This is a genomic window from Jatrophihabitans sp. GAS493, assembly GCF_900230215.1.
GTDB lineage: Bacteria > Actinomycetota > Actinomycetes > Mycobacteriales > Jatrophihabitantaceae > MT45.
Map to the genome: position 1 here is coordinate 140,309 of NZ_LT907982.1, position 25,486 is coordinate 165,794.

At 68.9% G+C, this 25,486-nt stretch carries 24 protein-coding genes; 15 read left to right on the forward strand and 9 right to left on the reverse strand.

Annotated features, from left to right (window positions below; translation table 11 throughout):
• Positions 1-15 precede the first annotated feature (15 nt).
• Together CPH63_RS00605 and CPH63_RS00610 are read left to right on the forward strand one after the other, a co-directional pair.
• Positions 16-1,797 carry an ABC transporter ATP-binding protein gene (locus CPH63_RS00605; RefSeq protein WP_371365068.1) on the forward strand — a complete coding sequence of 594 codons (1,782 nt, stop codon included), beginning with the start codon at positions 16-18 and terminating at the stop codon, positions 1,795-1,797.
• Positions 1,790-3,601: an ABC transporter ATP-binding protein gene (locus CPH63_RS00610; protein WP_096301107.1), complete on the forward strand. Its 1,812-nt coding sequence runs from the start codon at positions 1,790-1,792 to the stop codon at positions 3,599-3,601. Before CPH63_RS00605 ends, CPH63_RS00610 begins: the two co-directional genes overlap by 8 nt.
• A gap of 47 nt (positions 3,602-3,648) precedes the next feature.
• On the opposite strand, the gene CPH63_RS00615 is transcribed toward CPH63_RS00610, so the two are convergent.
• The 6 genes from CPH63_RS00615 to CPH63_RS00640 form a co-directional block, all read right to left on the reverse strand.
• On the reverse strand, positions 3,649-4,437 hold the full coding sequence (locus CPH63_RS00615) for an RNA methyltransferase (protein ID WP_096301108.1): 789 nt from the start codon (positions 4,435-4,437) through the stop codon (positions 3,649-3,651).
• Positions 4,437-5,822 carry an MFS transporter gene (locus tag CPH63_RS00620; protein WP_197704509.1) on the reverse strand — a complete coding sequence of 462 codons (1,386 nt, stop codon included), beginning with the start codon at positions 5,820-5,822 and terminating at the stop codon, positions 4,437-4,439. Before CPH63_RS00620 ends, CPH63_RS00615 begins: the two co-directional genes overlap by 1 nt.
• A 10-nt stretch (positions 5,823-5,832) precedes the next feature.
• Positions 5,833-6,267 carry a MarR family winged helix-turn-helix transcriptional regulator gene (locus CPH63_RS00625; RefSeq protein ID WP_096301109.1) on the reverse strand — a complete coding sequence of 145 codons (435 nt, stop codon included), beginning with the start codon at positions 6,265-6,267 and terminating at the stop codon, positions 5,833-5,835.
• Between the two features lie 89 nt (positions 6,268-6,356).
• The gene (locus CPH63_RS00630; RefSeq protein WP_096301110.1) at positions 6,357-6,854 is read right to left on the reverse strand and encodes a GNAT family N-acetyltransferase; all 498 of its coding nucleotides are present in this window, start codon (positions 6,852-6,854) and stop codon (positions 6,357-6,359) included.
• Positions 6,851-7,591, reverse strand: a complete 741-nt coding sequence (locus tag CPH63_RS00635; protein ID WP_096301111.1) for a DUF5995 family protein — start codon at positions 7,589-7,591, stop codon at positions 6,851-6,853. Before CPH63_RS00635 ends, CPH63_RS00630 begins: the two co-directional genes overlap by 4 nt.
• Positions 7,591-8,427, reverse strand: a complete 837-nt coding sequence (locus tag CPH63_RS00640) for a hypothetical protein (RefSeq protein ID WP_096301112.1) — start codon at positions 8,425-8,427, stop codon at positions 7,591-7,593. The genes CPH63_RS00635 and CPH63_RS00640 overlap by 1 nt, the downstream gene beginning before the upstream one ends.
• 59 nt (positions 8,428-8,486) lie before the next feature.
• On the opposite strand from CPH63_RS00640, the gene CPH63_RS00645 reads away from it, so the two are divergent.
• Positions 8,487-11,048: an AAA family ATPase gene (locus CPH63_RS00645; RefSeq protein WP_096301113.1), complete on the forward strand. Its 2,562-nt coding sequence runs from the start codon at positions 8,487-8,489 to the stop codon at positions 11,046-11,048.
• Positions 11,049-11,157: 109 nt separating this feature from the next.
• Positions 11,158-11,430: a DUF4242 domain-containing protein gene (locus tag CPH63_RS00650; protein ID WP_096301114.1), complete on the forward strand. Its 273-nt coding sequence runs from the start codon at positions 11,158-11,160 to the stop codon at positions 11,428-11,430.
• A 50-nt stretch (positions 11,431-11,480) separates the two neighbouring features.
• Here the strand turns inward: CPH63_RS00650 and CPH63_RS00655 are convergent, their stop codons facing one another.
• Positions 11,481-13,523, reverse strand: a complete 2,043-nt coding sequence (locus tag CPH63_RS00655) for a bifunctional chorismate-binding protein/class IV aminotransferase (protein WP_096301115.1) — start codon at positions 13,521-13,523, stop codon at positions 11,481-11,483.
• A gap of 45 nt (positions 13,524-13,568) precedes the next feature.
• Between CPH63_RS00655 and CPH63_RS00660 the strand changes: the two genes are divergently transcribed.
• Positions 13,569-13,847, forward strand: coding sequence for a DUF2530 domain-containing protein (locus tag CPH63_RS00660; protein WP_096301116.1), 279 nt, complete (start codon positions 13,569-13,571; stop codon positions 13,845-13,847).
• Positions 13,848-13,854: 7 nt separating this feature from the next.
• Here the strand turns inward: CPH63_RS00660 and CPH63_RS00665 are convergent, their stop codons facing one another.
• Positions 13,855-14,616: a DUF3027 domain-containing protein gene (locus CPH63_RS00665; RefSeq protein WP_096301117.1), complete on the reverse strand. Its 762-nt coding sequence runs from the start codon at positions 14,614-14,616 to the stop codon at positions 13,855-13,857.
• Positions 14,617-14,702: 86 nt separating this feature from the next.
• Here CPH63_RS00665 and CPH63_RS00670 point away from each other — a divergent pair, with 86 nt between their 5' ends.
• The 5 genes from CPH63_RS00670 (at position 14,703) to CPH63_RS00690 (ending at position 19,553) form a co-directional block, all read left to right on the forward strand.
• Positions 14,703-16,424, forward strand: a complete 1,722-nt coding sequence (locus tag CPH63_RS00670) for an MFS transporter (protein ID WP_157749180.1) — start codon at positions 14,703-14,705, stop codon at positions 16,422-16,424.
• A gap of 31 nt (positions 16,425-16,455) precedes the next feature.
• The gene (locus tag CPH63_RS22670) at positions 16,456-16,917 is read left to right on the forward strand and encodes a DUF2771 family protein (RefSeq protein ID WP_157749181.1); all 462 of its coding nucleotides are present in this window, start codon (positions 16,456-16,458) and stop codon (positions 16,915-16,917) included.
• A gap of 1 nt (position 16,918) precedes the next feature.
• A complete protein-coding gene (locus CPH63_RS00680) occupies positions 16,919-17,605 on the forward strand; it encodes a futalosine hydrolase (protein WP_197704511.1) in 687 nt (228 codons plus the stop codon).
• Entirely contained in the window at positions 17,602-18,432 is an 831-nt protein-coding gene (locus CPH63_RS00685; RefSeq protein ID WP_096301121.1) for a 1,4-dihydroxy-6-naphthoate synthase, read from the forward strand. Before CPH63_RS00680 ends, CPH63_RS00685 begins: the two co-directional genes overlap by 4 nt.
• A gap of 149 nt (positions 18,433-18,581) precedes the next feature.
• Positions 18,582-19,553, forward strand: a complete 972-nt coding sequence (locus CPH63_RS00690; RefSeq protein WP_096301122.1) for an aldo/keto reductase — start codon at positions 18,582-18,584, stop codon at positions 19,551-19,553.
• Positions 19,554-19,618: 65 nt separating this feature from the next.
• Here the strand turns inward: CPH63_RS00690 and CPH63_RS23575 are convergent, their stop codons facing one another.
• Complete coding sequence (locus CPH63_RS23575) at positions 19,619-20,002, reverse strand: cold-shock protein (protein ID WP_091361356.1); 384 nt, start codon at positions 20,000-20,002, stop codon at positions 19,619-19,621.
• A 181-nt stretch (positions 20,003-20,183) separates the two neighbouring features.
• On the opposite strand from CPH63_RS23575, the gene CPH63_RS00700 reads away from it, so the two are divergent.
• The 5 genes from CPH63_RS00700 to CPH63_RS00720 all read left to right on the forward strand — a co-directional run bounded on the left by CPH63_RS00700 (position 20,184) and on the right by CPH63_RS00720 (position 25,287).
• The gene (locus CPH63_RS00700) at positions 20,184-20,477 is read left to right on the forward strand and encodes a hypothetical protein (protein WP_157749182.1); all 294 of its coding nucleotides are present in this window, start codon (positions 20,184-20,186) and stop codon (positions 20,475-20,477) included.
• A gap of 154 nt (positions 20,478-20,631) precedes the next feature.
• Entirely contained in the window at positions 20,632-21,510 is an 879-nt protein-coding gene (locus tag CPH63_RS00705) for a DUF4328 domain-containing protein (protein ID WP_157749183.1), read from the forward strand.
• A gap of 74 nt (positions 21,511-21,584) precedes the next feature.
• Positions 21,585-22,571 carry a S66 peptidase family protein gene (locus tag CPH63_RS00710; RefSeq protein WP_096301125.1) on the forward strand — a complete coding sequence of 329 codons (987 nt, stop codon included), beginning with the start codon at positions 21,585-21,587 and terminating at the stop codon, positions 22,569-22,571.
• 83 nt (positions 22,572-22,654) lie between these two features.
• On the forward strand, positions 22,655-22,861 hold the full coding sequence (locus CPH63_RS00715; protein WP_096301126.1) for a hypothetical protein: 207 nt from the start codon (positions 22,655-22,657) through the stop codon (positions 22,859-22,861).
• Positions 22,862-22,881: 20 nt separating this feature from the next.
• On the forward strand, positions 22,882-25,287 hold the full coding sequence (locus CPH63_RS00720; protein ID WP_096301127.1) for a helicase-associated domain-containing protein: 2,406 nt from the start codon (positions 22,882-22,884) through the stop codon (positions 25,285-25,287).
• Positions 25,288-25,486 lie beyond the last annotated feature (199 nt).

Genomic DNA, 25,486 nt, shown 5'->3' on the forward strand with positions numbered 1-25,486 from the left:
CCGCTTCCGCCTAACCTGACGCGACCCGGATCAGCCGACGAGAACGCGATCCGGCCGGGAGCCATCGCCACGCTCTGGCGGCTGCGGCGGTGGGGCATCCACTTCCGCTGGTCGATCCTGACCATGATTCTGGCCGCCACCCTCGCCATGTCGGCCCAGACGATGATCCCGCTCATCATCGGCCGGATGGTGGACGGACCGATCGCCGATCATGACCCCAACGCAATCTGGCCGCTGGCCGCCCTGGCTCTCCTCTTCGGGGTGGCCGAGGCGATTCTCTTCGGGGTGCGCCGCTTCGCGATGACCCGGGCCAGTCTCGGCATCGAGACCGAGGTCCGCCGCGACCTCTTCGCCCAGCTGCAGCGACTTCCGGTCGCCTTCCACGACGGCTGGTCGTCCGGGCAGCTGCTGTCGCGGATCAGCACCGATCTCAGCACGATCCAGCGCTTCGTCGGCTACGGCTTCGTCTTCCTCTTCGCCAACGTGGTGACGATCTCGGTCGTGCTGATCCTGCTCATCCATCTGCAGGTCTGGCTCGGGCTGCTGGTCACGCTGGCCATCCTGCCGGTGGTCTACGCGACCCGCAGCTTCGAGAAGCACTACGGACGGGACGCCCGCCGGGCCCAGGATCTTACCGGCGATCTGGCAACGTCGGTCGAAGAGTCGGCGTTGGGCATTCGGGTCATCAAGTCCTACGGACGGGGCCCGGAGATGATCACCTCGTTCATGCGCGACGCCGAGGTGCTGCGCCGGGCCGAGATCACCAAGATCAGCACCCAGGCCCGGTTCTGGTCGGTGCTGGAGGGGCAACCCCAACTCGTCGTCGCGGCCGTCACCTGCCTCGGCGTGCTGGCGGTGGCGCACGGGTCGATGAGCTCCGGGCAGCTGGTCGCCTTCCTGACGCTCTGCCTGCGGCTCATCTGGCCGCTCATCTTCCTGGGCTGGAACGTCGCGGTCACCGAGGAGGCCATCACCGCGACCCAGCGCATCTTCGAGGTGCTCGACACCGAGCCGACGATCGTCGACCCGCCACAGCCGCGCCGGCTGACCGGCCCGGCGACCATCAGCTTCGACGACGTGCACTTCCACTACCCCGACACCGACCACGAGGTGCTGCGCGGGGTGAACCTCGAGGTGCGCGACGGCGAGACCCTGGCAATCGTCGGTGGTACGGGGTCGGGCAAGACGACCCTGACGTCACTGGTCACCCGTCTCTACGACGTGACCGGCGGCCAGGTCAGCGTCTGCGGCGAGGATGTCCGCAGCGTCGCCTTGGACGAGCTGCGCTCCTGCATCAGCATGGCTTTCGAGGACGCGACGCTCTTCTCGGCCACCGTCGCCGAGAACCTGCTACTCGGCCGGCCGGAGGCCAGTGAAGCCGACGTCGCCGAGGCCATCGAGATCGCCCAGGCCCAGTTCGCCTACGACCTTCCGGACGGGCTGCAGACCCGGATCGGTGAGCAGGGCCTCTCCCTCTCCGGCGGTCAGCGGCAGCGCCTGGCACTGGCTCGGGCCGTGCTCGGGCAGCCACGGATCATGGTGCTCGACGATCCGCTATCCGCGCTCGACATCCACACCGAGGGCCTGGTCGAGCAGGCGCTGCGCCGGGTGCTGCACGCGTCGACCGCGATCATCGTCGCGCACCGCCCTTCGACGGTGCTGCTGGCCGATCGGGTGGCGCTGCTGGTCGACGGCCGGGTCGCAGCCGTCGGCACCCATTCGCAGCTGCTGGCCGAGAACCCGGCCTACCGCAACCTGCTCGCACAGGAAGCGGCCGAGGTGGGCTCCGATGTCTGATCCGACCCCTGATCCGACGATGGTAGCGGCGGCACCGGGCAGCCCGTCCAAGCCACCCCCGCGCCTGTCACGAGTGCTGCTGCGAGACCTCGTGCGTCCTCATCACCGTGGCATCGGGATCGTCATGCTGGCCGGCCTGGTGCAGGTGATCTCGGCAATGACCGCCCCGCTACTCATCGGCGTCGCGATCGACACCGCACTGCCGTCGGCCCGCACCGGCGACTACCGCCCGCTGGCCCTGGTGACGCTGGGGCTGGTCGTCAGCGCGTTGCTGGCCGGCTGGCTGCGCTTCGTCTTCGTGAAACGGGCCGGCGTGGTCGGGCAGGCGATTCTCTTCGAACTGCGCCGCCGAATCTTCGTCCACGTGCAGTCGCTGTCGGTCTCCTTCCACGAGCGCTTCACCTCCGGGCGGGTCATCTCCCGGCTCACTTCCGATGTCGACACCCTCAACGATCTCCTCGATGCCGGCCTGGACGGGCTCATCACCGCCTTGATGAACATGGTGATCATCACGATCGTGATGCTCGTCCTGGATGTGCCGATGGCGCTGTTGGCGGTGGCCGCGCTGCTGCCACTGATGCTGCTCTTCCGCTGGTTCGCCCGCCGGGCTACGCCGGCATTCGCCAAGACGCGCGACACCGTCTCGCTGGTCATCGTCAACTTCGTCGAGACCTTCAACGGCATCCGGGCGGTTCAGGCATTTCGAGCCCAGCGCCGTAACGAGGCCACCTTCGACAAGCTGAACACCGACTACCGGGCGGCCAACGCCACCGCATTTCGGCTTCAGGCCCTGCTGATTCCGGGGACGTCGATGATCGGCAACGTCGCGACCGTCCTGGTGCTCGTGGTGGGGGCGCATCGGGTCGCCACCGGCGGCCTGGAGCTCGGGGTGCTGACCTCGTTCATCTTATATTTGCGGCAGTTCTACGACCCGATGGACGATGTGGCCGTCTTCTACAACTCGCTGCAATCAGCGTCGGCCGCCCTGGAGAAGATCGCTCAGGTACTGGCCGAGGAGCCGTCGGTGGCACCCCCGGGCGCTCCCGTCACGCTGGCCGAACCGGTGCGCGGCGAGGTCGAGCTGAACGATGTCCAGTTCGGCTACGTCGACGCCACTGCGGTGCTGCCCGCGCTGGATCTGCACATCCGCGCCGGCGAAACACTTGCCCTCGTCGGGGCCACCGGAGCCGGAAAGTCGACGATCGCCAAGCTGATCTCGCGCTTCTACGATCCGAGTTCGGGCAGCGTCCGGCTGGACGGCACCGACCTGCGCGACATCGCCGAGCATCAGTTTCGTAGCGCCGTCGTCATGATCACCCAGGACGGCTTCCTCTTCTCGGGCTCGGTGGGCGACAACATCGCCTTCGGTTCACCCGGTGCGACTCGTGCCGAAGTGGTCCGGGCGGCCGAGGCGGTTGGGGCGCATGAGTTCATCAGCCGGTTGCCGGAGGGGTATGACACCGACGTCCGCAAGCGTGGCGGCCGGCTGTCGGCCGGGCAGCGGCAGCTCATCGCCTTCTCCAGGGCGTTCCTGGCCGATCCGGCCGTGCTGATCCTCGATGAGGCCACCTCGTCGCTGGATGTCCCAACCGAGCGTGCCGTTCAGCGGGCGCTGCGCACGGTGCTGCGCTCGCGGACCGCGCTGATCATCGCCCACCGCCTCTCGACGGTGGAGATCGCCGACCGCGTGGTCGTGCTCAGCGGCGGGCGGGTGATCGAGGACGGCACCCCGGCCGAACTGATCGCGCACTCCGGTGGCCAGTTCGCCTCGCTGCACTCCTCCTGGCGGGACTCTCTGGTCTAGCCTCCGTCGCAGCGGCCGATCAGGCGGGTCTGGTCAGGCGGGTCCGGTCAGGCGGTGAAGTGGGCCAGCGCGACGGCGACCGCGGTGGCGACGTTGAGCGAATCCACCCCGGTGGCCATGGGAATGCGCACCAGCTCCTGAACGCCGGCGAGGGCGGCCTCGGTGAGGCCCGGCCCCTCGGCGCCGAAGGCCAGCGCCCACCGCGCGGGTACGGCGGTCGCGGCCAGCGGTGCGGCCCCGGCCCGCGGCGTCAATGCGAAGGTGGCGAATCCGGCCTCATGCAGCGACGGCAGCGCATCCGGCAGCGACGTGGGGAGCACCGCGAAGGGAACCCGCAGCACATGACCCATGGAGACCCGGACGCTGCGCCGGTAGAGGGGGTCGGCGCACTGCGCGTCCAGGAGCACCCCGTCCGCGCCGAACGCCGCGACATTGCGGAACAGCGCACCCAGATTCTCGAAGTCGTTCAGCCCCTCCAGCAGCACAAGTCGACGCGACGAGGCCAGCAGCGCGGCCGCGTCCCAACCCGCGTGCCGGTACGCCGAGGCCAGCACGCCCCGCGTGACCCGGAACCCGGCGACATCCGACAGCATCCACTTGTCACCGGAGTAGACCTCGACGTCATGCTCGGCGAGAATCGGGGCGAGCGCCTCCAGTCGGGCCGCGACGCCGAAGACCGCCTTTACCCGGTACGGCGAATTGAGCATCCGCTCGACGACGTTGACGCCCTCGGCGATCACCACCCCACGGGCGGCGGCATCACCGTCGACACTCTTGAGGTCCCGGAAGTCATCCAGCCGGGGATCGGCCGCGTCGGTGACCGCGATCGGCTCCATCAGAGCGTCTCGGCGAGCGGGCGCCGGATGATCCGAGCGCAGAGCTGCGCCACCGCATCGCCCAGGCTCAGCTCCCGCTGGCGCATCAATGCGAAGCCGAGGACGACCGCGGAGCCGGCCGAGATGAGACCGCCGCCGATGATTCCCCAGCGTGGCCCGATCGCCGATGCCATCCAGCCGACGACCGGCGCGCCGAACGGCGTTCCGCCCATGAAGCACATCAGGTAGAGCGCCATCACCCGGCCTCGCATCGTCGGCTCCACGCCCAGCTGCACCGACGCGTTGGCCGCCGTGGTGAAGGTGAGCATGGCCAGACCCGTCGGGACCAGCACCAGCGCGGTGCTGAGGAAACCGGGCATGAGTCCAGAGGCTATCTCGAGCAACCCGAAGGCGAGCGCGGCGCCGATCAGGAAGAGGCTCCCGGGGCGCCTACGGCGTCGGGTGGCCAGTACCGCGCCGATGCAGGCACCAACCGCCAATGCGGTGGAGAGCAGCCCGTAGCCGGAGGCGGACTTGTGGAAGACATGCTTGGCCAGAATCGCGGTGGTGATCTGAAAATTCAGGCCGAAGGTGCCGATGATGAAGACCAGCAGCATCGTCAGCAGCAGATCCTGCCGGTGACGCACGTACCGCACGCCGTCGCGCAGCTGTCCCTTGGCCCGCAGCAGGTGCGGCGACGGGTAGAGCTCCGCCGGGCGCATCATCCAGAGGCCGGCGAGGACGGCGATGCTGGAGATGGCATTGGCCACGAAGGCCCAGCCCAGCCCGACGACCGCGATCATCACACCGGCGATGGCCGGACCGAGGATTCGACCGGCGTTGAAGATGGTGGAGTTGATCCCGACCGCGTTGGTGAGATCATCCTTCCCCACCATCTCGACCACGAAGGCCTGCCGGATCGGGGTGTCGATCGCCGCGATGATCCCCATCGCCAGCGCCAGTGCGAGTACCTGCGGATAGGTGATGACCCCGGCCAGCACAAGCACTCCGAGAAGCATGGTGGTGAGCGCGAGCAGGCTCTGGGTGAGCAGCAGCAGCCGGCGCTTATCACCCCGGTCGGCCAGCACCCCACCCCAGAGACTGAGCAGCAGTGCCGGCCCGAACTGCAGGGCGGTCACGATACCGAGCGCGGTGCCGGAGTTGGTCAGCTCGAGGACGAGCCAGTCCTGAGCGACCCGGGCCATCCAGGTCCCGGTGAGGGAGATGAGCTGTCCGGAGGCGTACAGCCGGTAGTTACGCACCCGCAGGCTGCGGAACATCCCGTCCTTCTCGGCGCCGGAGGCAACCGCGTCTGACCCGTCATTGCCGTCGGGGCCGCCGTACTGGGTGCTGAGGTCGGGTTCGGTGTCGCGAGAGGATAAGGACGAATTGAGCGTAGAGGTCACAACCAACCCGTCACAGCTGCGCCAATTTGTCGAAGACGGGGACGATCGCCTGCAGCGCGGCTCGCTCCTCAGGGGTCAGCGCGGCCAGACGTTGGGAGAGCCACTCGTTTCTCGACTCCCGCTCAGCGGCGAGCAGCGCGATACCGTCGTCGGTGATCGCGATGATGGCCTGCCGCTTGTCGTTCGGGTTCGCCACCCGGGAGACGAGACCGTGCTCCTCCAACGCCCCGAGAATCTTGGTCATCGACGGTGGCTGCACCCGTTCGTGTCCGGCGAGCTCGCCGGCACCCATCGGACCACGCGTGTTCAGCGTCCCCAACGCCGAGAGCTGGGTCAGGGTGACCGAGAGATCGACTCGTTGATTGCGGATGACGCGGGTCAATCGCAGGATCGATGGGCGCAGTAGCGCCGCGAGTTCTGCCGCTGTGGTGGTCGCCGTGGTCACGATCGTTAGCTTACCTAACGATTACTTCAACCGCCAATTCATGGGTATTCACCATTGGCGCCCCCGGCCTCCGACCCAGCAGCGCGCCGTCAGAGGTCGATCCAGAAGCGATCCTCACCGCGGGCCTGGCCATCGGGCACACCGGCATTGGCGAGGATGACCCGCCGGGACGCCTCATTCTCGATCCCGCAAGTGAGCAGCACCCGCTGCAGGCCGATGCGGCCCGCCTCGACGAGCCCGGCGGCGAGCATCCGAGTCGCGTGGCCCTGCCGCACCCAGGGCGACACCACGTGATAGCCGATATGCCCGCCGGCCTCGGCCAGCACCGGCGTCAGCTCGTGCCGAATCACGAGCGATCCGAGGTAGTACGGGCCGGCGACGTACCAGAGGATGGAGGAGGGCACCTCCCAGCGCGTCTGCACCCCGCGCCGGGCGGCGACATAGGCCGCGAAGTCCTCACTGGCCGCGGTCACCCACTCCGAGGAGGTACCGCGCTGCAGGCAGTCGGCCGCCGAGCCGACCAGGAAGGAGACCTCTACCTCGGTGGTCGGCTCCATCAGCCGAGGTGGCACGGGCAGCGCGATCACGGTGGCGGCAGCACCACTCCGAAGCCGCTCACCGCCAAGCGCAGCAGTACCTGCCCCGGGGCCAGCAGGTCGGCGATGCGAGCGGCGCTGAGGACTTCGAGTTCGCCCAATCGCAGCCGGTAGGCGTCCTCATCGAGCAGTCGCGCTGCCTGCAGGGAGTCCACGTTGAGCCACACCTTCTGCCGTGCTTCACGGAGGAATCTCTTCGAGCCGAGACGATTCAACGGAGCCAGCGCCCGGTCGATCAGGCGCCGGGAACCGGCCAACTCGGCGTCCTCGGCCCTGACTCTAGCCGACAGCACTTCATCTATCCGTTCGTGATCGCGGCGCCGGCTGGCGATGAGTTGAGTTTCGGCGAAATCCTCCGGGGCGATCACGGCCAGCATCGCCTGCGGCAGGTCGTAGTTGACGTGCGCATTGATGCCGAGCAGGACATGACGCAGCACTGGCAGCTGCGGGTCGGAGTCGAAAGCCAGCCGCCAGGGGCGGGGGATGTTCGCACGATCACCGGCGAGATAGGCATCATGAGCCGTCAGATACAGCTCGGCGAAGACGATATCCCAGCGCTCCACCCAGTCCGGATCCTCGAAGCGGCCCTCGGCCACCGCCACTCCGACCGCCTCGGTGGTGCGCAGATAGGTGGCCAGGAACGGGCGTCGGTGCTGCATATCCATCGGCAACTCGTCCAAACGCTGCTGCAGGCGGGCCACCACCGCCGCGATCGCCGGCGACGTCATCACCCGACCTCCCCGCTCGTCCGGGCCCGTCGCTGCATCCGAAGATAGAGCAGGCCGCCGGTCAGCACGGTGGCCACGAAGCCGACCAGGAAGAGCCAGGTGAGCGGCTTCGACGTATCGAACTGCGAGCGCGCCCGGGCCGCCGAGATGAGGATCAACAACAGCATGAATCCGGCGACCTGCAGCAAAATACGGGCTGAACTCCACCTTCGCTCGTGGATGACTCCGAGACCGGCCAGCCCCAGTGCGAAGATGGCACCCATCATGCGAGCGGTGAGCGGGGTCAGCGGCCAAGGCCAGATGCTGACCGCTCGGTAGGGGAAGAGGAAGAGAAACGCGCTGGTCAGAAGCGAGAGCCCACCCGCAGCGGCGATGATCACTGCGGCCAGTGACGAGAGGCGCGGGTCGCCGGCATCGCCGGGCCCGTACTCGCGCTGGTTGCGCAGGAACACCGCGAGAACCAGGAGCGGCGTCGTGAAGTAGAGACCGATCCAGAGCCAGAAGGCCAGATTTCCATGGATGAATCGCGACCAGTGCAGGATCGTGGTGATCGCCATCAACCCGGCGAACGTGGCTACCGGCAGGAACCCACCGGCCACGCAGTGCCACCGTGGCTCGCCCAGCACCCGCACGAAGAAGTAGGCGCCCCCCAGATACACCGATCCGAGCACCATGGCCGACATACTCGGCTTGATCGCCCAGGCGAATAGCCGTTTCGTGTCTGACGGCCACGGCACCAATACGAGGAATGCCAGCAACAGAAAGGGGATGATGACCGCGGCCAGGACGCGCGTTGCCGGGAGAACACGATCCTGCGGCGAATTGCCGGGCGCCATGAACTGGAGACGCTACGCGCGTGCGCCGGGATAGTCATCACTCAGCTAGCCTCTGCAGCATGGTGCTCCTCGAGCGCGAGCAGGAGGTAGCGCGGCTACGGTCCGCGACCGACGCCGCGCAGCGCGGTGCCGGTTCGCTGCTCTGGGTCAGCGGCGAGGCGGGGAGCGGCAAATCGTCCCTGCTGCGTGCGGCTGTTCCGTCGGCGATCTGGGGCTTCTGTGAACCGCTCTCGACCCCACGCCCGCTCGGCCCGTTCCGCGACATCGAGAGGAAACTGGATCGGCCCACCGCACAGCCGCGGCCGAGTGACGTCACCTCGATGCGGGAGCGACTGCTGGACTGGATCAGCGACAGCGACAGCGATCGCTTGAGGCCGCCGCTGGTCATCGAGGACGCGCACTGGATCGATGACGCCAGCGTCGATGTGCTGCGTTTCCTTGGCCGTCGGGTCGCCGGCTCGCGCGGCCTCATCGTCGCCACCTTCCGCGACGAGCTGGGCAGCGACCATCCGCTACGCCAGCTCCTCGGCGATCTCACCGGCCTGCCGGCGGTCGGACGTATCGATCTGTCCCCGCTCTCCGCGGCGGCGGTAACCCAACTCGTCGAGGCCACCGACATCGACGCCGACGAGGCGTACCGGCTGACCAACGGCAACGCATTCCTGGTCAGCGAACTCGTGCGCACCCCGCAGGCGGCGGCCTCATCGGTGCTCGATTCGGTGACGGCCCGGCTGATGCGCCTGTCGCCGACGACCCGTGGCGTGGTCGAGTTTCTGTCGGTGATCCCCGGCCGGGTGTCCTGGTCGCTACTCGGCGCGGAGTGGAAGAGTATGGACGAGGCGGTCGTCGCCGGCCTGCTCAACGTCGACGGCCCGGTGGTCGAATTCCGTCACGAGTTGGTCCGCCTCGCCGTCGAGCGGGAGTTGCCGCCGGGTCGGCGGCGCGAGCTGCACACCGACGTAGCGGCTCGGATGCAGGCCGCGTCGGGTGTCGAGCCGGCGGCGATCGCCTTTCACGCGCGCCTGGCCCGCAATCAGCCGCTGGCCCGAAGCAGCGAGATCGCCGCCGCCGAGCTGGCCATCGCCGCCGGTTCGCATCGCCAGTCGGCCGAGCATCTGCGCCGCGTGCTGGATAGCAGCGACACGGACGCCGATCCGGGCAGCGACGCCGCGCTCTGGCTGGCCCTGTCGCGTGAGGAGTACGTACTCGGACGCGACGCCGCGGCCGTCGAGGCGGCCCAGCGGGCGGTCCGGCTGCGCCCCGCCGGATCGGACGTTCGGCTGCGGGCGGTGGCGGTCTGTTGGCTGGGTCGGGTGACGGCCTCCGAGACCGAGGCTCACGAGCTGACCCGCTCTGCGGTGCAGATGCTGGAGCCGCTCGGCGGCAGCCCCGAGCTGGCCGAGGCCTATGCGTATCTGGCCACCAATCGGATGCTGGCCCGCGACCTCGGCGTGGCCCAGGAGTGGGCACGGCGAGCCCTTCGGCTGGCGGAGGAGGTCGGGGCCATCGAGACCCAGGTCGTCGCGCTGCAGGCCCTCGGCGCCGCCTTGACGCTCAGCGGTGACGAGCCGGACTGCCGGCACCTGCGCCGGGCAGTCCAGCTGGCCCGCGAAGCCGGCCTCGACGCCGAGATGGGTCGCGCCTATTCAAATCTTGTGTCGGCCGCCGGGGAGGCGAAGCTCTACGAGGTCAGCGGCCTGGCCGCCGACGAGGCACTGGCTGAATTCGTAGCCCGCGACCTGGACGGGCACGCGAACTACACCCGCGCCTGGCACGCCCGCTGCCTCTTCGAGCAGGGTCGTTGGTCGCAGGCCACCGCTCGCGTCGACGAGATCATCGCCGCCACCGCCACGAACAAGACGATCGCCGCCGTCACCGCCTTCACCATTCAGGGGCGCATTCGAGCCCGGCGGGGTGATCCGGCCGTCGCCGGCGCCCTCCGGGAAGCGGCCGCCCGGGCGGCGCTCACCGGGTCGCTGCAGCGGACGGCACCGGTCGCCGCCGCACTCAGCGAGGCTCGCTGGCTCGGCGCCGATGTCGCGGATCTCGATGTCGATTTCGATGTGGATGAGGCGGAGCTGGCGCAAAACTACGAGCTTGCGATGCAGCTCGCCAATGCCTGGGCGATCGGCGAGCTCGGCCTCTGGATGTGGCGCGCCGGAGATCTCGACGTTCTCCCGCCGATCGCCGCCGAGCCCTACCGCCGCCACGTCAACGGCGAGCCGGAGGCGGCCGGCGAACTCTGGCTGGGCATCGGCTGCCCCTACGAGGCGGCCGATGCCTGGTCTGACTCCGGCGACGAGCAGTTCGTCCTCAAGTCGCTGCGGATCTTCACCGACCTCGGCGCCCGTCCGGGGCGTCAGCGGGCGGCTCGCCGGCTGCGTGAGCTGGGTGTGCGCTCGATACCGCGCGGACCGCGGGCCAGTACGGCTCAGCAGGCGGACGGCCTCACCAACCGCGAACAGGAGGTGCTGGGTTGGGTCCGTCGGGGCTACACCGACGCCGAGATCGCGGCCCGGCTGCAGTTGTCGGTGAAGACCGTGGGGCACCACGTCTCGGCGGTGCTGCGCAAGACCGGATCGCGCTCCCGACGCGACCTACAGCCGCCGAACCCGCTCTGACGGCGAGATAGGGAGCAGCAAGATAGGGAGTCACTCCCCATGTGCCGGGGGGCGCGGAGACCTACTTTCGTCTCAGGCAAGCAATCCACCACAACCTGAGGAGAACCCAATGCCCCGTTACCTGGTCGAGCGGACTTTCACCGACGGACTCGAGATCCCGATGAACGCCGACGGCGTGGCGACCTGCAGCGCGGTCGTCGACGCCAACACCAAGCAGAACGTCACCTGGGTGCACTCCTACGTCACCACCGACAAGTCGAGCACCTTCTGCATCTATGACGCGCCCTCCCCCGAGGCGATCCGGGCCGCGGCCGATGAGACGCAGCTGCCGATCGACCGGATCACCGAGGTACGCGTGCTCGATCCGTACTTCTACGTCTAGACGTTCCGGCCGGAGGGGGAGCTCGGGTCGATGAGGTCCGGGTGCCGAGGCTAGACCGGGTGCACGAGCGCGCGCAGCGCTTCGATCCAGTCGGTGCAGGCGGGCAGCGCGACGTCGTCGACCCGAGCAATCTCCACCAGACCGCTCAGCGAACTGGTCCAGAAGGCCGGTGACCGTCGCAGTTCCGGCAACGAAATCAACGCTATTCGGGTCGGCATCCCGAGGTCGGCCGCCGCGTCCAGCACGCAGCGCCGGGTCACCCCGGGCAGCAGTTCGTCGGTGAGCGGCGGGGTCCGGAGCACACCGTCGGCATCGAGAACGAAGAGGTTTCCCCGGCTGGTCTCGAGCAGCTGATTCTGCTCATCGAGGAAGATCGGAGTGGCCAGCTGCTCCGCCTCGATCGCCGCCAACTCACCTCGGTCGGCCCATTTGTGTCGCCAGATCCCCTTACTTCTTAGGGCAACCCGTGCGTCGCAGGTGGTTCTCGCCGTCCTCGCAGGGGCAGCCGGGGCGGCTGCGACGGTGATCGTCAGCCCGTCCGGCCCGGCCCGCACGACGACCCGGACGATCGCTCGCTCCGGCCTTGTTCCGTCGCCCGAGCCCGGCCCGGCAACGGCCACGATTCGAGCCGGCAGGTCGTCTGGGAGTTCGGCGGCGAAGAGTTCGCGACAGGAACGCCCCAGGCGGGCCAGGTGGTCGGCCAGATGCTGGACCTCACCCCGGATGGCCAGCATCGTCTCCAGAAGTCCGCCGTCCAATTGACTAGCGGTGGGGATCATCGCCGGTTCGACCAGATTCAGGTGACCGCCGGCGGCTGAGATGACCGGGGCCGCCTTCTGTAGACACTCCGCCCACTCCAGCATCGGCACGCTGTCGGCCGTCACCCCACCCCCGACCCCGAACTGCACGCTCGGGCCGGCGATCTCGAAGGTCCGGATGGCAACGCTGAGCTCCATCCCCCAGGACGGGCTCAGGAATCCGATCGCGCCGGTGTAACCGCCGCGGCGGGTGGACTCCAGGTCCGCGATCACCTGCTGGGCCCGAATCTTCGGAGCCCCGGTCACCGACCCCGGCGGGAAGCAGCTGGCGGCGACCTGCGCGTCACTCACTCCGGCCCGTACCCGCCCCTGAACCGTCGACACCAGGTGCCACACTCCGGCATGCGGTTCGACCCGCAGCAGATTCGGGGTTCGCACGCTGCCCGGTTCGCAGATCCGGGCCAGATCATTGCGCATCAGGTCGACGATCATGACGTTCTCGGCCACCTCCTTGGCCGAACCACGCAGCCGACTCGGCCCCGGGTCCACGGCGGCTCCGTCGGCCAGTCGCGCCGAGGTGCCCTTGATCGGGTCGGTGCTGAGGGTCGGGCCGCGGCGGCGCAGGAAGAGTTCCGGGCTGAGGCTCAGCACGGACCGGCCGTCGGCTGCGCTGAGGTAGCCGCCGTGCGCAGGTCGCAGTCGCTCGTTGGCGGCATTGAAGATGCTCACCGCCGCCTGCCTCGGGTCAGAATCACCGGACGGATTGGCCTGCAGACGGGTGCAGATGTTCACCTGGTAGACCTCCCCGGCCCGGATCAGACCGATCGCCCGCTCCACGGCGACCAGATGCTCAACGCGCTGCGCCGCGGAGTACCGGAAGTCACCGATACCGAACGATTCCCGGGTCTCGGGGTTGGGCCCGGCATCGAGCAGTCGAATGATCTCCAGCCGGGCCTGGGCCAGTGCCACCTCCCGTTCGGGGCTGGCCAGCATCTCCAGCCGCCACCCCTGCCCGGCGTCCCAGCGCAGCATGTGATCATAGAAAGCAAGGTGATTCTCATCGTCGTCGTAGCCGAGCTGGCCGATCCAGCCACCACCGACGATGGAGGAATCGACGCTGTCCAGACGCGGTTGTACAGCCAGCGCTGACCAGGGATCGGCGCCGGCCGCAAGCCGAAGCAGCGGCTCCCAGGCGATCAGAACGCTGCCGTCGGCCCAGTCACCGCTGAGACAGATCAGCCCGTCACGACCACTCACCCGACTCAGCAGCTGCGATGGCGAGACACCCGATCCGAGGGACTCCGAGCGCGGAGTGCAGCGCAGACCTGCGAGCACAGCCGTCTCCTTCCGTCCGGGTGACGGCGTATTCTGCGGCTCATCATGACTGATCAACGACCAGCCGCGGCAACGACTCCGACCGGCGCCGAGAAATCCAGCGAGCTGATCGTCGTCGAGCCGGTGACCGTGGACTCGCGCCGCATCCTCACGGTACTTACCGGGCTCTGGCTGCTTGCGCTCATCGTGCTCACCGCTATGTGGAGCTGGCTCGGCACGCACGGGCACCGCGACTGGCTCTGGACCGCACTGGCCGGAACGCTGCTCGGTCTGGCCGGGATCGTGCTGGCCGGGCGTCACCGCAGCGAGGGGCGTACCCGCTGAGCTCAGCTCAGACGAACTGTTCGTCCTCGTAGATCTCGCCGACCGGCTCCGACAGCGAGGCAACCTCGATGACCAGCTCGGAGTGCGCACCGCAGCCGTGCTCGACGCTGACGATCCGACCGTCGGAGTTGGCGATGGAGTTGGCACAGGCGCCGAAAGCCGCGGCCAGCGAGCCGGCCAGCGGGAGGTAGAAGCCGCAGGTACCGCAGTGGGCAGGGGCGTGACGAGCCATCGCGGTGTCCGGACCGGTCTCGCCGAGCTGCCAGCGCTCGGCGGTGTCCAGTCGCCCTTCGCGGGACATCACGTGCACGCGGCCGACGCCGAGTTCGGCGGCTACCGCTTCCACAGCCGGGTCGTCGGAGAGCGTGTACGCGGGGGCCAGTCGCGGGTCATTGGGGTCGGCCGGGATCAGGTCACCGGGGCTGAGGTCGCCGGGGCGGACGCGCTCATTCCACGGCACCCAGGCTGGGGCCAGCAGCGCGTCGGTGCCTGGCAGCAGCAGCACCTCGTCGATGGTGATCACCTTGGAGCGGGATGCCCGGGCAACCGTCACCGACCAGTGCCAGCCGGTGTAGCCGGGCACTGAGGCGGCGAAGCGATGGGTGACGATTCGGTCGGCGACGGCGTCGGCTCCGAGGTACTCGCCGACCTCCTGCTCACTGGCCTCGACGGCCGCGGCGCGCGCTAGGTCGGCTGCGGCGGCACAGGCCGCATCGAGCTTCGCGACGACGTTCGATGGGCGCTGTTCAAGCTCGACGGTGGTGTCCATAGATGTCACGCGTTCATTGTGCTTGATTCAGCGCGGTTCGACCCAATCGGCGCACTCACTTCCGCGCGGTGGGGCAGGATGGAGAGGTGTCCAGGGACGAGCAGCGGCGATCCGATGAGCGACCGCGCTCGCGCTTCTCCCGCTCCGGACACACCCACCATCCGCAGGCCGTCCAGCCACCGCCTCCGCCCGCTGCGCAGCCGGCCGCACCGCCGCCGACACCGCCGCCGCCGACACCGCACCCGTCAGCGCAGCAGCCGCCCTACTACGGGCCGCCGGAAAATCCGCCGCCGGGCAACATGGCGCCGGGCAATGTGGCGCCGGTAAAGAAGTCCCTGCCGCGCAGCGTCGCCGCCACATCCAATCGGGCCGCTCGTGGGCTGGTACGCCGGGTGGTCGAGGCCAGCAAGGCCGACGGTGCCCACGAGTCGGGCCTCACCGCGCTGATCTGGAACCAGGTGCTCTCCTACGGCACGGACGCGATGATCACGGTCGCACTGGCCGGCACCGTCTTCTTCGGCGCCTCGACCCACGCCCAGCGCGGCAACGTGCTGCTGTACCTGCTGGTGACGATGGCGCCGTTCGCGGTGGTGGCCCCGGTGATCGGCCCGGCCCTGGATCGGCTGCAGCATGGTCGCCGCTGGGCGATGGCCGGCACCGCGATCGGGCGGGCCGTACTGGCGATCATGATGGCCGAGCACTCCGACAGTCTGCTCGTCCTCTACCCCTGCGCGCTCGGCTCGCTGGTGCTCTCCAAGGCTTACAGCGTCATCCGCTCCTCGGCCGCGCCGAGGCTGGTGCCGCCGCAGATGTCTCTGGTCGAGGCGAACGCCCGCCTATCCCTCTTCGGGCTGGGGTCCGCGATCCTCGGCGGCGCCTTCGTCGGTGTCGTCATCAAACTCTCGGGCTCCTACACCGCGGGCCTGCTGGTCACCGCGGTGGCCTTCGCCGTCTGCGGCTTCTTCGCCTTCAAGCTGCCGCCCCAGGTCGACTCGGCCGCGCCGGCGCCACGACATCCGGAGGAGCCACGGCGGGGGGCCACCGAGCAGCCAGTGCCCAGCTGGCAGCGTCTGATGCGCTGGGCCAGTCGGGGCATGCAGCCGCAGGTGGTGACCTCCCTGCAGGGTGAATCCGCGCTGCGTTTCCTCTCCGGGCTGCTCACCATCTACCTCGCCTTCTACATCGAGTCCACCTCCGAGGGCTTCGATGCCGTCCTGGCCCTCGGCGGCATCGCGGTCGGCACTGGTGCCGGCAACTTCCTCGGCACCGGAATCGGGACGCGGCTGAAGTTGAGACGACCCGAGATCGTCATCACCGTCGGGGTCCTCGCGTCGGCACTGGTCTGCATCATCGTCGCGCTCTTCTTCAGCATGTGGCTGGCCGTGGCCGGCATGTTCGTCAGCTCCGTCGCCAACTCGTTGAGCAAGATCGCCCTCGATGCGGTGATCCAGCGTGACGTCGAGGAGAAGTTCCGCTCCAGCGCCTTCGGCCGCTCCGAGACGTTCCTGCAGCTGGCCTGGGTCGTCGGCGCGGCGATCGGTGTGGTGCTGCCCTCCAAGGACGGTCAGGTCGGGTTCTGGGTAGCCGGTGTCACGCTCGGCATCGTCGGCAGCGTGGTGGCCCTGCGCAACCGGGCGATCGGCCGCGGAATGGGCCGGCCGACCGAGGCCGATCAGGCTCGACCGGCACCCGGTAACGTCTCCGGTGGATATCCGGGGGCACCTCCGGGAGCAACTCCGGGGGCAACTCCGGGGGCACGGTATGCACCGGACTCCCCGTACCCGCCGAATCCTCAGTACCCGCAGTAGTTGGCCAGCACAAGCAGGAGCAGAGAACCAGATGAAGTCTTTCCGCCGCATCGGCGTCATCGCCGCCGTCACCCTCGCTGCCGCCGGGGTGCTGAGCGCCTGCGACAAGCCGGTGCCGCTGGTCACCGTGCTGGCCAACAACACGGCAACTCAGCTGACGCCGCAGGTGTACTGCTTCGATCCACAGAGCTGCCGCAAGTCCGGGGAGAACCCCGAGCCGGTCAAGGCGCGCGCCGGCTCCACGATCAGCATCGATGTGCCGAAGTCGGTCGCCGACAAGGCTTGGCTGGTGAGCGCCTACTCGCTGGATGACAGCAACAAGGCCACCGCCATCGAGGGGGCGGGCACGACGCTGCTGCACGACCAGAACAACGCCCGCATCAACGTGCCCTTCACCGGCACGACGTACTACATCGCCATCCAGCAGACGGACGGCAAGACGGCCACCGGCATCTGGCAGGCCGCCGTGCAGATCACCGGCTCCGAAGGCTGAGTTGACGCAGCTGCTGATCGTCACCGCGGTCGAACCGGAGCGAGATGCGGTCTGCCGGCATCTGGACGCCCGGGGTGACCTGCTGGGCTGGCAGGCCGTCTCGGTTGCCGACACCCCGCTGGGGCGCGTCACGGTGCTGGCCGGTGGCGTCGGTCCGGCGGCATCGGCCGCCTCCACCGCGGCCGCCCTCGCCAACGCGGGCAGTACCCCGTTCGACCTGGTGCTGAGCGCGGGCATCGCCGGCGGTTTCGACGTCGAACCTGGGGGCGTGGTCAGCGCGACACAGATCGTCTTCGCCGACCTCGGCGCCGAGACGCCGGGTTTCGAGTCGGCCTCCGAGCTGGGCTTCGGTCACGACACCTACCCGGTCTCGCCCCAAATCGCGGCCGAACTCGCGCAACGCACCAGGGCCCGGCTGGGCAGCGTCCTGACCGTCTCGACGGTCACCGGCACCGCCGCCACCGCCGCGCTGCGCCGGGGCCGCCACCCGGACGCCAGGGCCGAGGCGATGGAGGGGGCCGGCGTCGCCGCCGCCGCCGTCGCCGCCCAGACCCCCGTCGCTGAGCTACGCACGATCAGCAACCTCGTCGGCCCGCGGGACCGGTCGTCGTGGCGGATCCCGCAGGCCCTGGATGCGCTGGCCGCCGCCGTCCGCGACCTCACCTCGACCCCATTGGAGATCAGATGAGCAGCCCGCTGCAGCTGGCCTACTCGCCCTGCCCGAACGACACCTTCACCTTCCATGCCTGGACCCACGGGCTGATCACCGGCGCACCGGCGACCGAGGTGACCTACGCCGACATCGACGTGACGAACACGGCGGCGCTGGACGGTCGCTTCGACGTGGTGAAGGTGAGCTACGCGGCGCTGCCCTGGCTGCTCGACAAGTACCGCCTGCTCCCCTGCGGCGGCGCACTCGGTCGTGGCTGCGGCCCGCTGGTACTGGCTCGCGAGGAGCTGCCGAACCTGGACGGGCGAAGCGTCGCCGTCCCGAGCGAGCGTTCCACCGCCTACCTGCTCTTCCGCCTCTGGGCCGCCGGTCAACGCCCGGCCAGCATCGACGTCGTGCCGTTCGCCTCGATCATGCCGGCGGTGCGCGACGGGCGCTACGACGCCGGACTGGTGATCCACGAGGCCCGCTTCACCTATCAGAACTACGGGCTGCAGTCGCTGGTCGACCTCGGCGCCTGGTGGGAGAGCGACACCGGGCTGCCGATTCCGCTCGGCGCGATCCTCGCCCTGCGCGACCCGTCCCGCCCCGAACTCGAGCCGGCGGCGCTCAGCACGACGATCCGGGCCTCGGTGGATTACGCCTGGGCGAACCCCGCCGCGAGCGCCGACTACGTCGCCAAGTACTCCGACGAGATGTCGGCCGAGGTCTCGGCCCAGCACATCGCGCTCTACGTCAACTCCTTCACCCGCGACCTCGGCGATGAGGGCTTCGCCGCCGCCCAGACACTGCTGGAGCGAGCCCATCAGGAGGGGCTCACCCCGGCCGCTCCGCCGCTGCGCTGAGTGCACCCGGCCACCTGCGGCGAGGGGGCCGACCAGCTGGGCGGCTGGGCTGTATGGGCAACCTCCTCGCCCATACACAGCACCGGCGAGTACCTTCGAAGAGGTAAAGCCCATTTGTATATAGATCCGATAGGGAATGTGATTACTCGATGGAGTACACGCACCTCGGCCGTACTGGCCTAAAGGTCAGCCGCCTGGTACTGGGCACCATGAACTTCGGGCCGGAGACCGACGAAGCTACCGCGCATTCGATCATGGACGCCGCACACGGGTACGGCATCAACTTCTTCGACACCGCCAACGTCTACGGCTGGGGAGAGAACCGGGGCCGCACCGAGGAGATCATCGGCAACTGGTTCGCCACCGGAGGCGGCCGCCGCGAGAAGACGGTGCTGGCCACCAAGCTCTATGGCGACATGAGCGACTGGCCCAATGACGGGCGTCTCTCCGCGCTGAACATCCGCCGGGCGCTGGACGCCAGCCTCAAACGCCTGCAGACCGACTACATCGACCTGTACCAGTTCCATCACGTCGACCGCGAGACGCCCTGGGAGGAGATCTGGCAGGCGATCGAGGTCGCCGTCGCCCAGGGCAAGATCCTCTACGCCGGCAGCAGCAACTTCGCCGGTTGGCACATCGCCCACGCGCAGGCCGCGGCGGCCCAGCGAAACTTCACCGGGCTGGTCAGCGAGCAGTCGATCTACAACCTGCTCACCCGCAGCGTCGAGCTCGAGGTGCTCCCGGCGGCCCAGCACTACGGCCTCGGTGTCATCCCATGGTCGCCACTGCATGGCGGCCTGCTCGGCGGGGTGCTGCGCAAGGAGCGGGACGGAAGTCGTCGGAACAAGACCCGGGCCGCCGATGCGCTCACCGCCCACCGCGACCAGATCGAGCAGTACGAGGCGTTCGCCGAAGAGCTCGGCCACGAGCCCGGTGACATCGCGCTGGCCTGGCTACTGCATCAGCCCGCCGTCACCGCGCCGATCGTCGGCCCGCGCACCCACGAGCAGCTCGACGCCGCGATACGCGCCTTGGACGTCAAACTGGATGAGAAGGCGCTGACGCGCCTGGACGAGATCTTCCCCGGCCATCGCACTGCGCCGGAGGACTACGCCTGGTAGGCCCCGCTTTTGGCAGATCCGCGTCACTGACGACGGGGATCTGCCAAAAGCGATCGAAGTTTCGGTCAGGCGTCGAGGTTGTCAGCGACCGCGCGGAGCACCGCGCCGACCTTCTTGGCCTCCGCCTTCTCCGGGTAGCGCCCCCGGCGAAGGGAGTTGGAGACGTCATCGAGCAGTTTGATCAAGTCCTCGACGATCGGGGTCATCTCCTCCGGGGGACGCCGTTGCGCGCGCACCACCGAGGGCATCGGGTCGAGCAGCCGGACGGAGAGAGCCTGGCTGCCCTTGCGTCCCTGGACAATGCCGAACTCAACCCGCTGGCCCGGCTTCAGCGCATCCAGACCGGTCGGCAGGGCATCGCTGTGCACGAAGACGTCTTCGCCTTCGTCGTCGGCCAGAAAGCCGAATCCTTTTTCAGCGTTGAACCACTTCACCTTGCCGGTAGGCACGCCGGACTCCTCTACTCGAATTTCGTCGAAAGCTGACGGATCGCGCGACCTGCATCGATCCCATACGCACAGATCGAAGGCACCGCGTCGCGGTACCTTCGACTACCTACAGGCTACTGGTCCACACAGGAAAAGACACCACAGTTAGTCGGCTCTAAGCGTAAGCCCGATAATGGACGCCGTGGCCTCCTCATCCTCAGCCCTCCCCAGCTCCGAATCAGTGCTGGCGACACCGCAGTCACCGCCGTCTCGGCCGCTCTCCCGCGGTGTGCGCGTCGGGCTGGTCCTCTTCGCCATCGGCCTGGTCTTCATCGTGATCAACGTGATCCCGTTCTTCTTCGGCACCACCGACCGCCCGCTGTGGCTGAACCTGGCCTGCCTGGCCGCGCCGGCCGGACTCGTCACGGCTGTGGTCAGCGCCTGGCGCAGCGGACGGGCCGCGGCCCGCCAGGCGGCGCACGAGCTCGCCGAGTAGCCAAGCCGCCCCAGGACGGAGATACTCGCAGTCCACTGCGGCTCGCACGGACGCGCCTCGCAGCCGAGTACCGAGACAGCCAACCGAGCCTGCGATGTTCCGCCGGCTCGGAGTCAGCACCACGCCGAGTCAGCACCACGCCAGGGAAGGCATCATGACGTTCTCCGACCCGAATCCGTCGGAATACGGGACTGCGCAGTATCAGCCGCCCCCGGTGCAGTACCAGCCGGTGCAGTACCAGCCGGTGCAGTACCAGCCGGTGCAGTACCCCTCTCAGCCCTACCCGCCGCAGCACCAGTCGGCCTACCCACCTGCCTATCCGGCGGCGTATCCAGCTGGCTACGGCGGACTGATCGAGCCGAGTCCGCGCCGTTCGGTGGCCGGACTGGCGATCGCGCTGCGCGTCCTGCTGATCGCCATGACCGTCATCTCAGCTGCTGGCGTGCTGGCCTGGCTCAACGAGCTACGGCTACTCTCGGCCGTCCGCTCCGACCCCGGGTCGGTCGATCTGGAGACCGCCCGGACGGCGGATGATCTGGTGACGCTGACCAATGGGGTTCGTATCCTGCTCCTCATCGCGACCGGTGTCGTCACGATCGTCTGGCTCCATCGAGCTCGCGTGAACGCCGGCAGCTACGGCGGACATCGACAGCGCTACTCCCCCGGCTGGAGCATCGGCGGTTGGTTCATACCGGTGGCCAGTCTCTGGATCCCGTACGCCATCGTCGTCGACGCCCAGCTGGCCAGCGAACCGACGCAGCCGCCAGCCGGTGCCCGGGGTGGCCGGTCGGTTCTGGTCATCCGAGCCTGGTGGGGCATGTGGGTTCTGGGCAATCTGGCGACACTGGCCGGCCGCGGCGGCGACAGCAATGACCTTGACTCGCTGACCACGCATGCCCGGCTGGCACTGGCCGGCGCAACCGGATGGCTGGTCGCCGGTCTGCTCATGATGCCGGTCGTCTCGCGGCTGAGCGCCGTGCAGACCCGGCGCAACGTCCAGCTCATCGGCGGCCGCACCGACCGCCACCTATAAACCGCCACCCATAACCCGGGCCGCTATCGCCGACGCCCCGGGCCCGAGCGCGGTGGGAGGGATATCGTCGGGTCATGCCGCCCGTCTATCCGGCCAAGCTGCGTCCCGGCGACCACGTGCGGGTCATCGCACCGTCACGCTCGCGTGCATTGGTGAACGAGCACGACCACAGCGCGGTCATCGACGCCCGCTTCGCCGAACTCGGTCTACGCCTGTCCTACGGCGCGCACGTCGACGAGCGGGACGCCTTCGATTCCTCCGCCATCGATTCCCGGGTGCGGGACCTGCATGCCGCCTTCGCCGACCCCGAGGTCAATGCGATCCTCACCGTCATCGGCGGTTTCAACTGCAATGAGTTGCTGCCTTATCTGGACTGGGACCTGATCGGTGCCAACCCGAAGATCTTCTGCGGGTACTCCGACATCACCGCGCTGAACAACGCGATCCTGGCCCGCACGGGGCTGGTCACCTACAGCGGCCCACACTGGTCCAGCTTCGGCATGATCGAGCATTTCGACCAGACGCTGCGCTGGTTTCGCGACGCACTCTTCGGCAGCGATCCGATTCTGATCACCCCGGCCGAGTCCTGGACCGACGACCTCTGGTTCCTCGACCAGCACAACCGCGAGCTGCACCCGAACGAGGGTTGGTGGTCACTGCAGCCCGGCGAGGCGTCCGGGTCGATCGTCGGCGGGAATCTCTGCACGCTCAACCTGCTCCAGGGTGGGGAGTCGCTGCCGTCGCTGGCCGGTGCCCTGCTGATGCTCGAGGACGACTTCGAGAGCAACGCCCCGACGTTTGCCCGCGATCTGGCCTCACTGCTGCAGTTGCCGCAGGCCGCCCAGGTGACCGGCCTGGTGGTCGGGCGCTTCCAGCAGGCGAGCGCCGTGACCCGCCCACTCTTGAACGAGATCATCACCCGGCAGCCGGCGCTGCGCGGTAAGCCGGTTCTCGGCAACGTCGATTTCGGGCACACCAGCCCGCAGCTCACCCTGCCGATCGGCGGGCAGGCCAGCCTCCGGGTGGGGACCCAGACCGAGCTGACGATCACGCGGCACTGACGCTAGGTCGCGCCGCTTACCACTCTCTCCCCGTGGCATGGCAGACTAAACGCTTGCCCTAACGACGCTAAGGAGCAGCCGCGATGGTCGGAAGCAGCAAGAAGACAGTCCAGCCGTTCCGCATCGATCAGGATGCCGAATTCCACGTCGACGAGTTCGCCTCCAACTCGGCGGGAGCGATGTCTCCCTTCGGCGACGACGTGGTCTTCCCGCTGCCGCTGGACAAGATCAACTACTCGCATCCGACCCGGGCCAACCGCCCGCACCTCCCGGTCGACGCGGCTAACTGAGCGACCAGTCGCCGCACCGCATGGCACCTAGCGCAGCGCGCGCCTCAGGCGCTGACTCTGCCGCGAAACCAGCCGCCACTCTCACCGAGTGGCTGCGCCGCCGTACCGACGAGCAACTGACCGATCTGCTGCGACGGCGCCCAGATCTCGCCCTGCCCGCACCCGGCGATCTGGCCACCCTGGCCAGCCGCCTCAGCGTTCGTTCCTCGGTTCAGCGTGCGGTCGACCAACTCGACGCCTTCACCCTGCGGGTGCTGGAGGCGGCTGTGCTGAGTGCGTCCCCCGACGACCACGCCAGTGCTGCAGCCACCGCGAAGCTGCTCAACGGTGCCGACCCGACGCCGGCCCTCCAGACCCTGCGGCAGCTGACGCTGATCTGGGGCGAGGATGACCGGCTCCGGTTGGTCTCCAGCGTCACCGACGCGGTTGGCCCCTACCCAGCGGGGTTGGGGCGACCGATCGGGGTGCTGCTGCGGACCGTGTCGGACGTGTTGCTGGCCCCGGTGCTGCGCAACCTCGACCTGCCGCCGGCCACCCAGCCGACATCCGGGCTGGCCATCCGGGATGCGCTCAGCGATCCCGAGCGGGTAGCCGGGGTGATCGAGGACTGCGGGACGGGCGAGCGCGAGGTGCTCTCCCGGCTGGCCGGCGGCCCGCCGGTCGGGGTGGTGCGCAATGCCTTCACGCCGGCCGAGATCTCCGATGCCGCCAGCCCGCCGCACCGCCTGATCGCCCGCGGGCTGCTCGTCCCGATCGACATCCAGACGGTGGAGCTGCCCCGCGAGGTCGGGCTGGCGTTGCGCGGCGGTGTTCTCGACCACGACCTGGCGACGACGCCGCCGCCGCTTCAGGTCACTGCACGAACCCCGGACGAGCTGGACCGGCTGGCCGGCACCGCGGTGCTGGAGACCCTTCGACTGGTCGAACGGCTGGCCGGCAGCTGGACGCGACACGCCCCGTCGATGCTGCGGGCGGGAGGCGTGGGGACCCGGGAGCTGCGTCGCACGGCCCGCGATCTGGACGTCTCCGAGGAACTGACGGCACTGATCATCGAAGTGGCGGCAGCGGCCGGCCTGGTCGGCAGCACCAGCGTCATCAATCCGGTCTACCTGCCGACCACCGAGTTCGACCATTGGGTGAACCGGGAGCCGTCCCAGCGCTGGGTTGCGCTGGCATCGGCCTGGCTCGGGATGAGCCGGCAGCCCAGTCTCATCAATCAACGCGATGAACGGGAGCGCTTGATCTCCGCCCTGGGACCGGATGTGGAGCGCGGCACCGTCATCTCGGTGCGCCGCTCGACGCTTGCCGCGCTGGCTGAACTACCGAGGGGCACAGCCCCGAACACGCCGACCGAGGTGCTGACCCGGCTGGCCTGGCTCGCACCGCGGCGGGCCGGTGGGCAGCGGGCGATCGCCGAGGCGGTGCTGGCCGAGGCCGAACTCCTCGGATTCACCGGCGCCGGTGGTCTCACTGACTTCGGCCGGGCCCTCCTGGACGGTGCTCCGGCGGACGCGAACGCGGCGCTGGTGGCCGCACTGCCCAAGCCGATCAGTGAGTTTCTGCTGCAGCCGGACCTGACCGCCGTGGTGCCTGGACCGCCGACGCCCGAACTGGCCCAGGCCCTGACCGAGGCGGCCGACCTGGAGTCTTCGGGCGGCGCCAGCGTGTACCGCATTACCGAGGCGACCCTGCGCCGGGCCCTGGACGCCGGGCGCACCAGCGCCGAGCTGGCGGAGTTCTTCCGGAGCCACTCGCGCACGCCGGTGCCCCAGGGCCTCTCCTACCTCATCGAGGATGTCACCCGGCGCCACGGAGTCCTGCGGACTGGCACGGCGAGCTCGTATCTGCGCTGCGACGACGAGTCCCTGCTGGCCCGGGTGCTGCTCGATTCCAATCTGGGGGCGCTGGATCTGCGCCGCCTCGCCCCGACCGTGGTGATCTCCTCGGCGCCCGTCGCCCGGGTTCTGGAGCTGCTCCGGGGTGCTGGGTACGCGCCATCAGGTGAGGCCGCGGATGGGGCGATCCTCAACCTCACCCGCGAGCAGCCCCGCGCCCCGGCCCGGCCGATGCGCGGCGCCCGTGCGCGTACCTCGCCGACGACCGACGCGCACCTGCAAGAGCTGGTGCGCCGGCTGCGCTCAGGTGACACGCTGGCCGAGGTGACGCGCCGGGTGCAGCCGACCGGCCAGCGCATTCCCGGAGTGACCACGGCGGCCACTCTGGAACTGCTCCGCAACGCGATCCGGGCGGGTGACACGGTCTGGGTTGGTTACGTCGACACCCATGGCACCGCGTCGCAGCACACCATCGTCCCCATCTCGATGGCCGGCGGCACGCTACGCGGACACGACACAGACACCGGCCTGCTCGACGCCTTCGCGCTGCATCACATCACCGGCGTCAGCGTCGTCGAACCGAGCAGCTGACCCACCTGCCCCCAACTGGCCGTCGTCGTTGGCGGCGCGACGCTCGTGTGCAGTTCGAACCAGGTGAGCACATCCGGGCCGAGTGGTCCGCGGAAGGGCTTTCTACCGGCACGCACTGACAAAAGCGGTGCTCGCCCGGCGGTTCGCTCGTAGCGCAGCGATTGGCGAGCCCCGGCCAGTGCGGCAATGGATAATGGTT

Bases quoted from the DNA above. Each gene is read 5' to 3' on its own strand.
- CPH63_RS00720 (WP_096301127.1), top strand. From the start codon at position 22,882: ATGGCACCTAGCGCAGCGCGCGCCTCAGGCGCTGACTCTGCCGCGAAA.
- CPH63_RS00610 (WP_096301107.1), top strand. From the start codon at position 1,790: ATGTCTGATCCGACCCCTGATCCGACGATGGTAGCGGCGGCACCGGGC.
- CPH63_RS00715 (WP_096301126.1), top strand. From the start codon at position 22,655: ATGGTCGGAAGCAGCAAGAAGACAGTCCAGCCGTTCCGCATCGATCAG.
- CPH63_RS00615 (WP_096301108.1), bottom strand. From the start codon at position 4,437: ATGGAGCCGATCGCGGTCACCGACGCGGCCGATCCCCGGCTGGATGAC.
- CPH63_RS00635 (WP_096301111.1), bottom strand. From the start codon at position 7,591: ATGACGTCGCCGGCGATCGCGGCGGTGGTGGCCCGCCTGCAGCAGCGT.
- CPH63_RS00640 (WP_096301112.1), bottom strand. From the start codon at position 8,427: ATGGCGCCCGGCAATTCGCCGCAGGATCGTGTTCTCCCGGCAACGCGC.
- CPH63_RS00660 (WP_096301116.1), top strand. From the start codon at position 13,569: ATGACTGATCAACGACCAGCCGCGGCAACGACTCCGACCGGCGCCGAG.
- CPH63_RS00690 (WP_096301122.1), top strand. From the start codon at position 18,582: ATGGAGTACACGCACCTCGGCCGTACTGGCCTAAAGGTCAGCCGCCTG.
- CPH63_RS22670 (WP_157749181.1), top strand. From the start codon at position 16,456: ATGAAGTCTTTCCGCCGCATCGGCGTCATCGCCGCCGTCACCCTCGCT.
- CPH63_RS00645 (WP_096301113.1), top strand. From the start codon at position 8,487: ATGGTGCTCCTCGAGCGCGAGCAGGAGGTAGCGCGGCTACGGTCCGCG.
- CPH63_RS00665 (WP_096301117.1), bottom strand. From the start codon at position 14,616: ATGGACACCACCGTCGAGCTTGAACAGCGCCCATCGAACGTCGTCGCG.
- CPH63_RS00685 (WP_096301121.1), top strand. From the start codon at position 17,602: ATGAGCAGCCCGCTGCAGCTGGCCTACTCGCCCTGCCCGAACGACACC.
- CPH63_RS00705 (WP_157749183.1), top strand. From the start codon at position 20,632: ATGACGTTCTCCGACCCGAATCCGTCGGAATACGGGACTGCGCAGTAT.
- CPH63_RS00650 (WP_096301114.1), top strand. From the start codon at position 11,158: ATGCCCCGTTACCTGGTCGAGCGGACTTTCACCGACGGACTCGAGATC.
- CPH63_RS00710 (WP_096301125.1), top strand. From the start codon at position 21,585: ATGCCGCCCGTCTATCCGGCCAAGCTGCGTCCCGGCGACCACGTGCGG.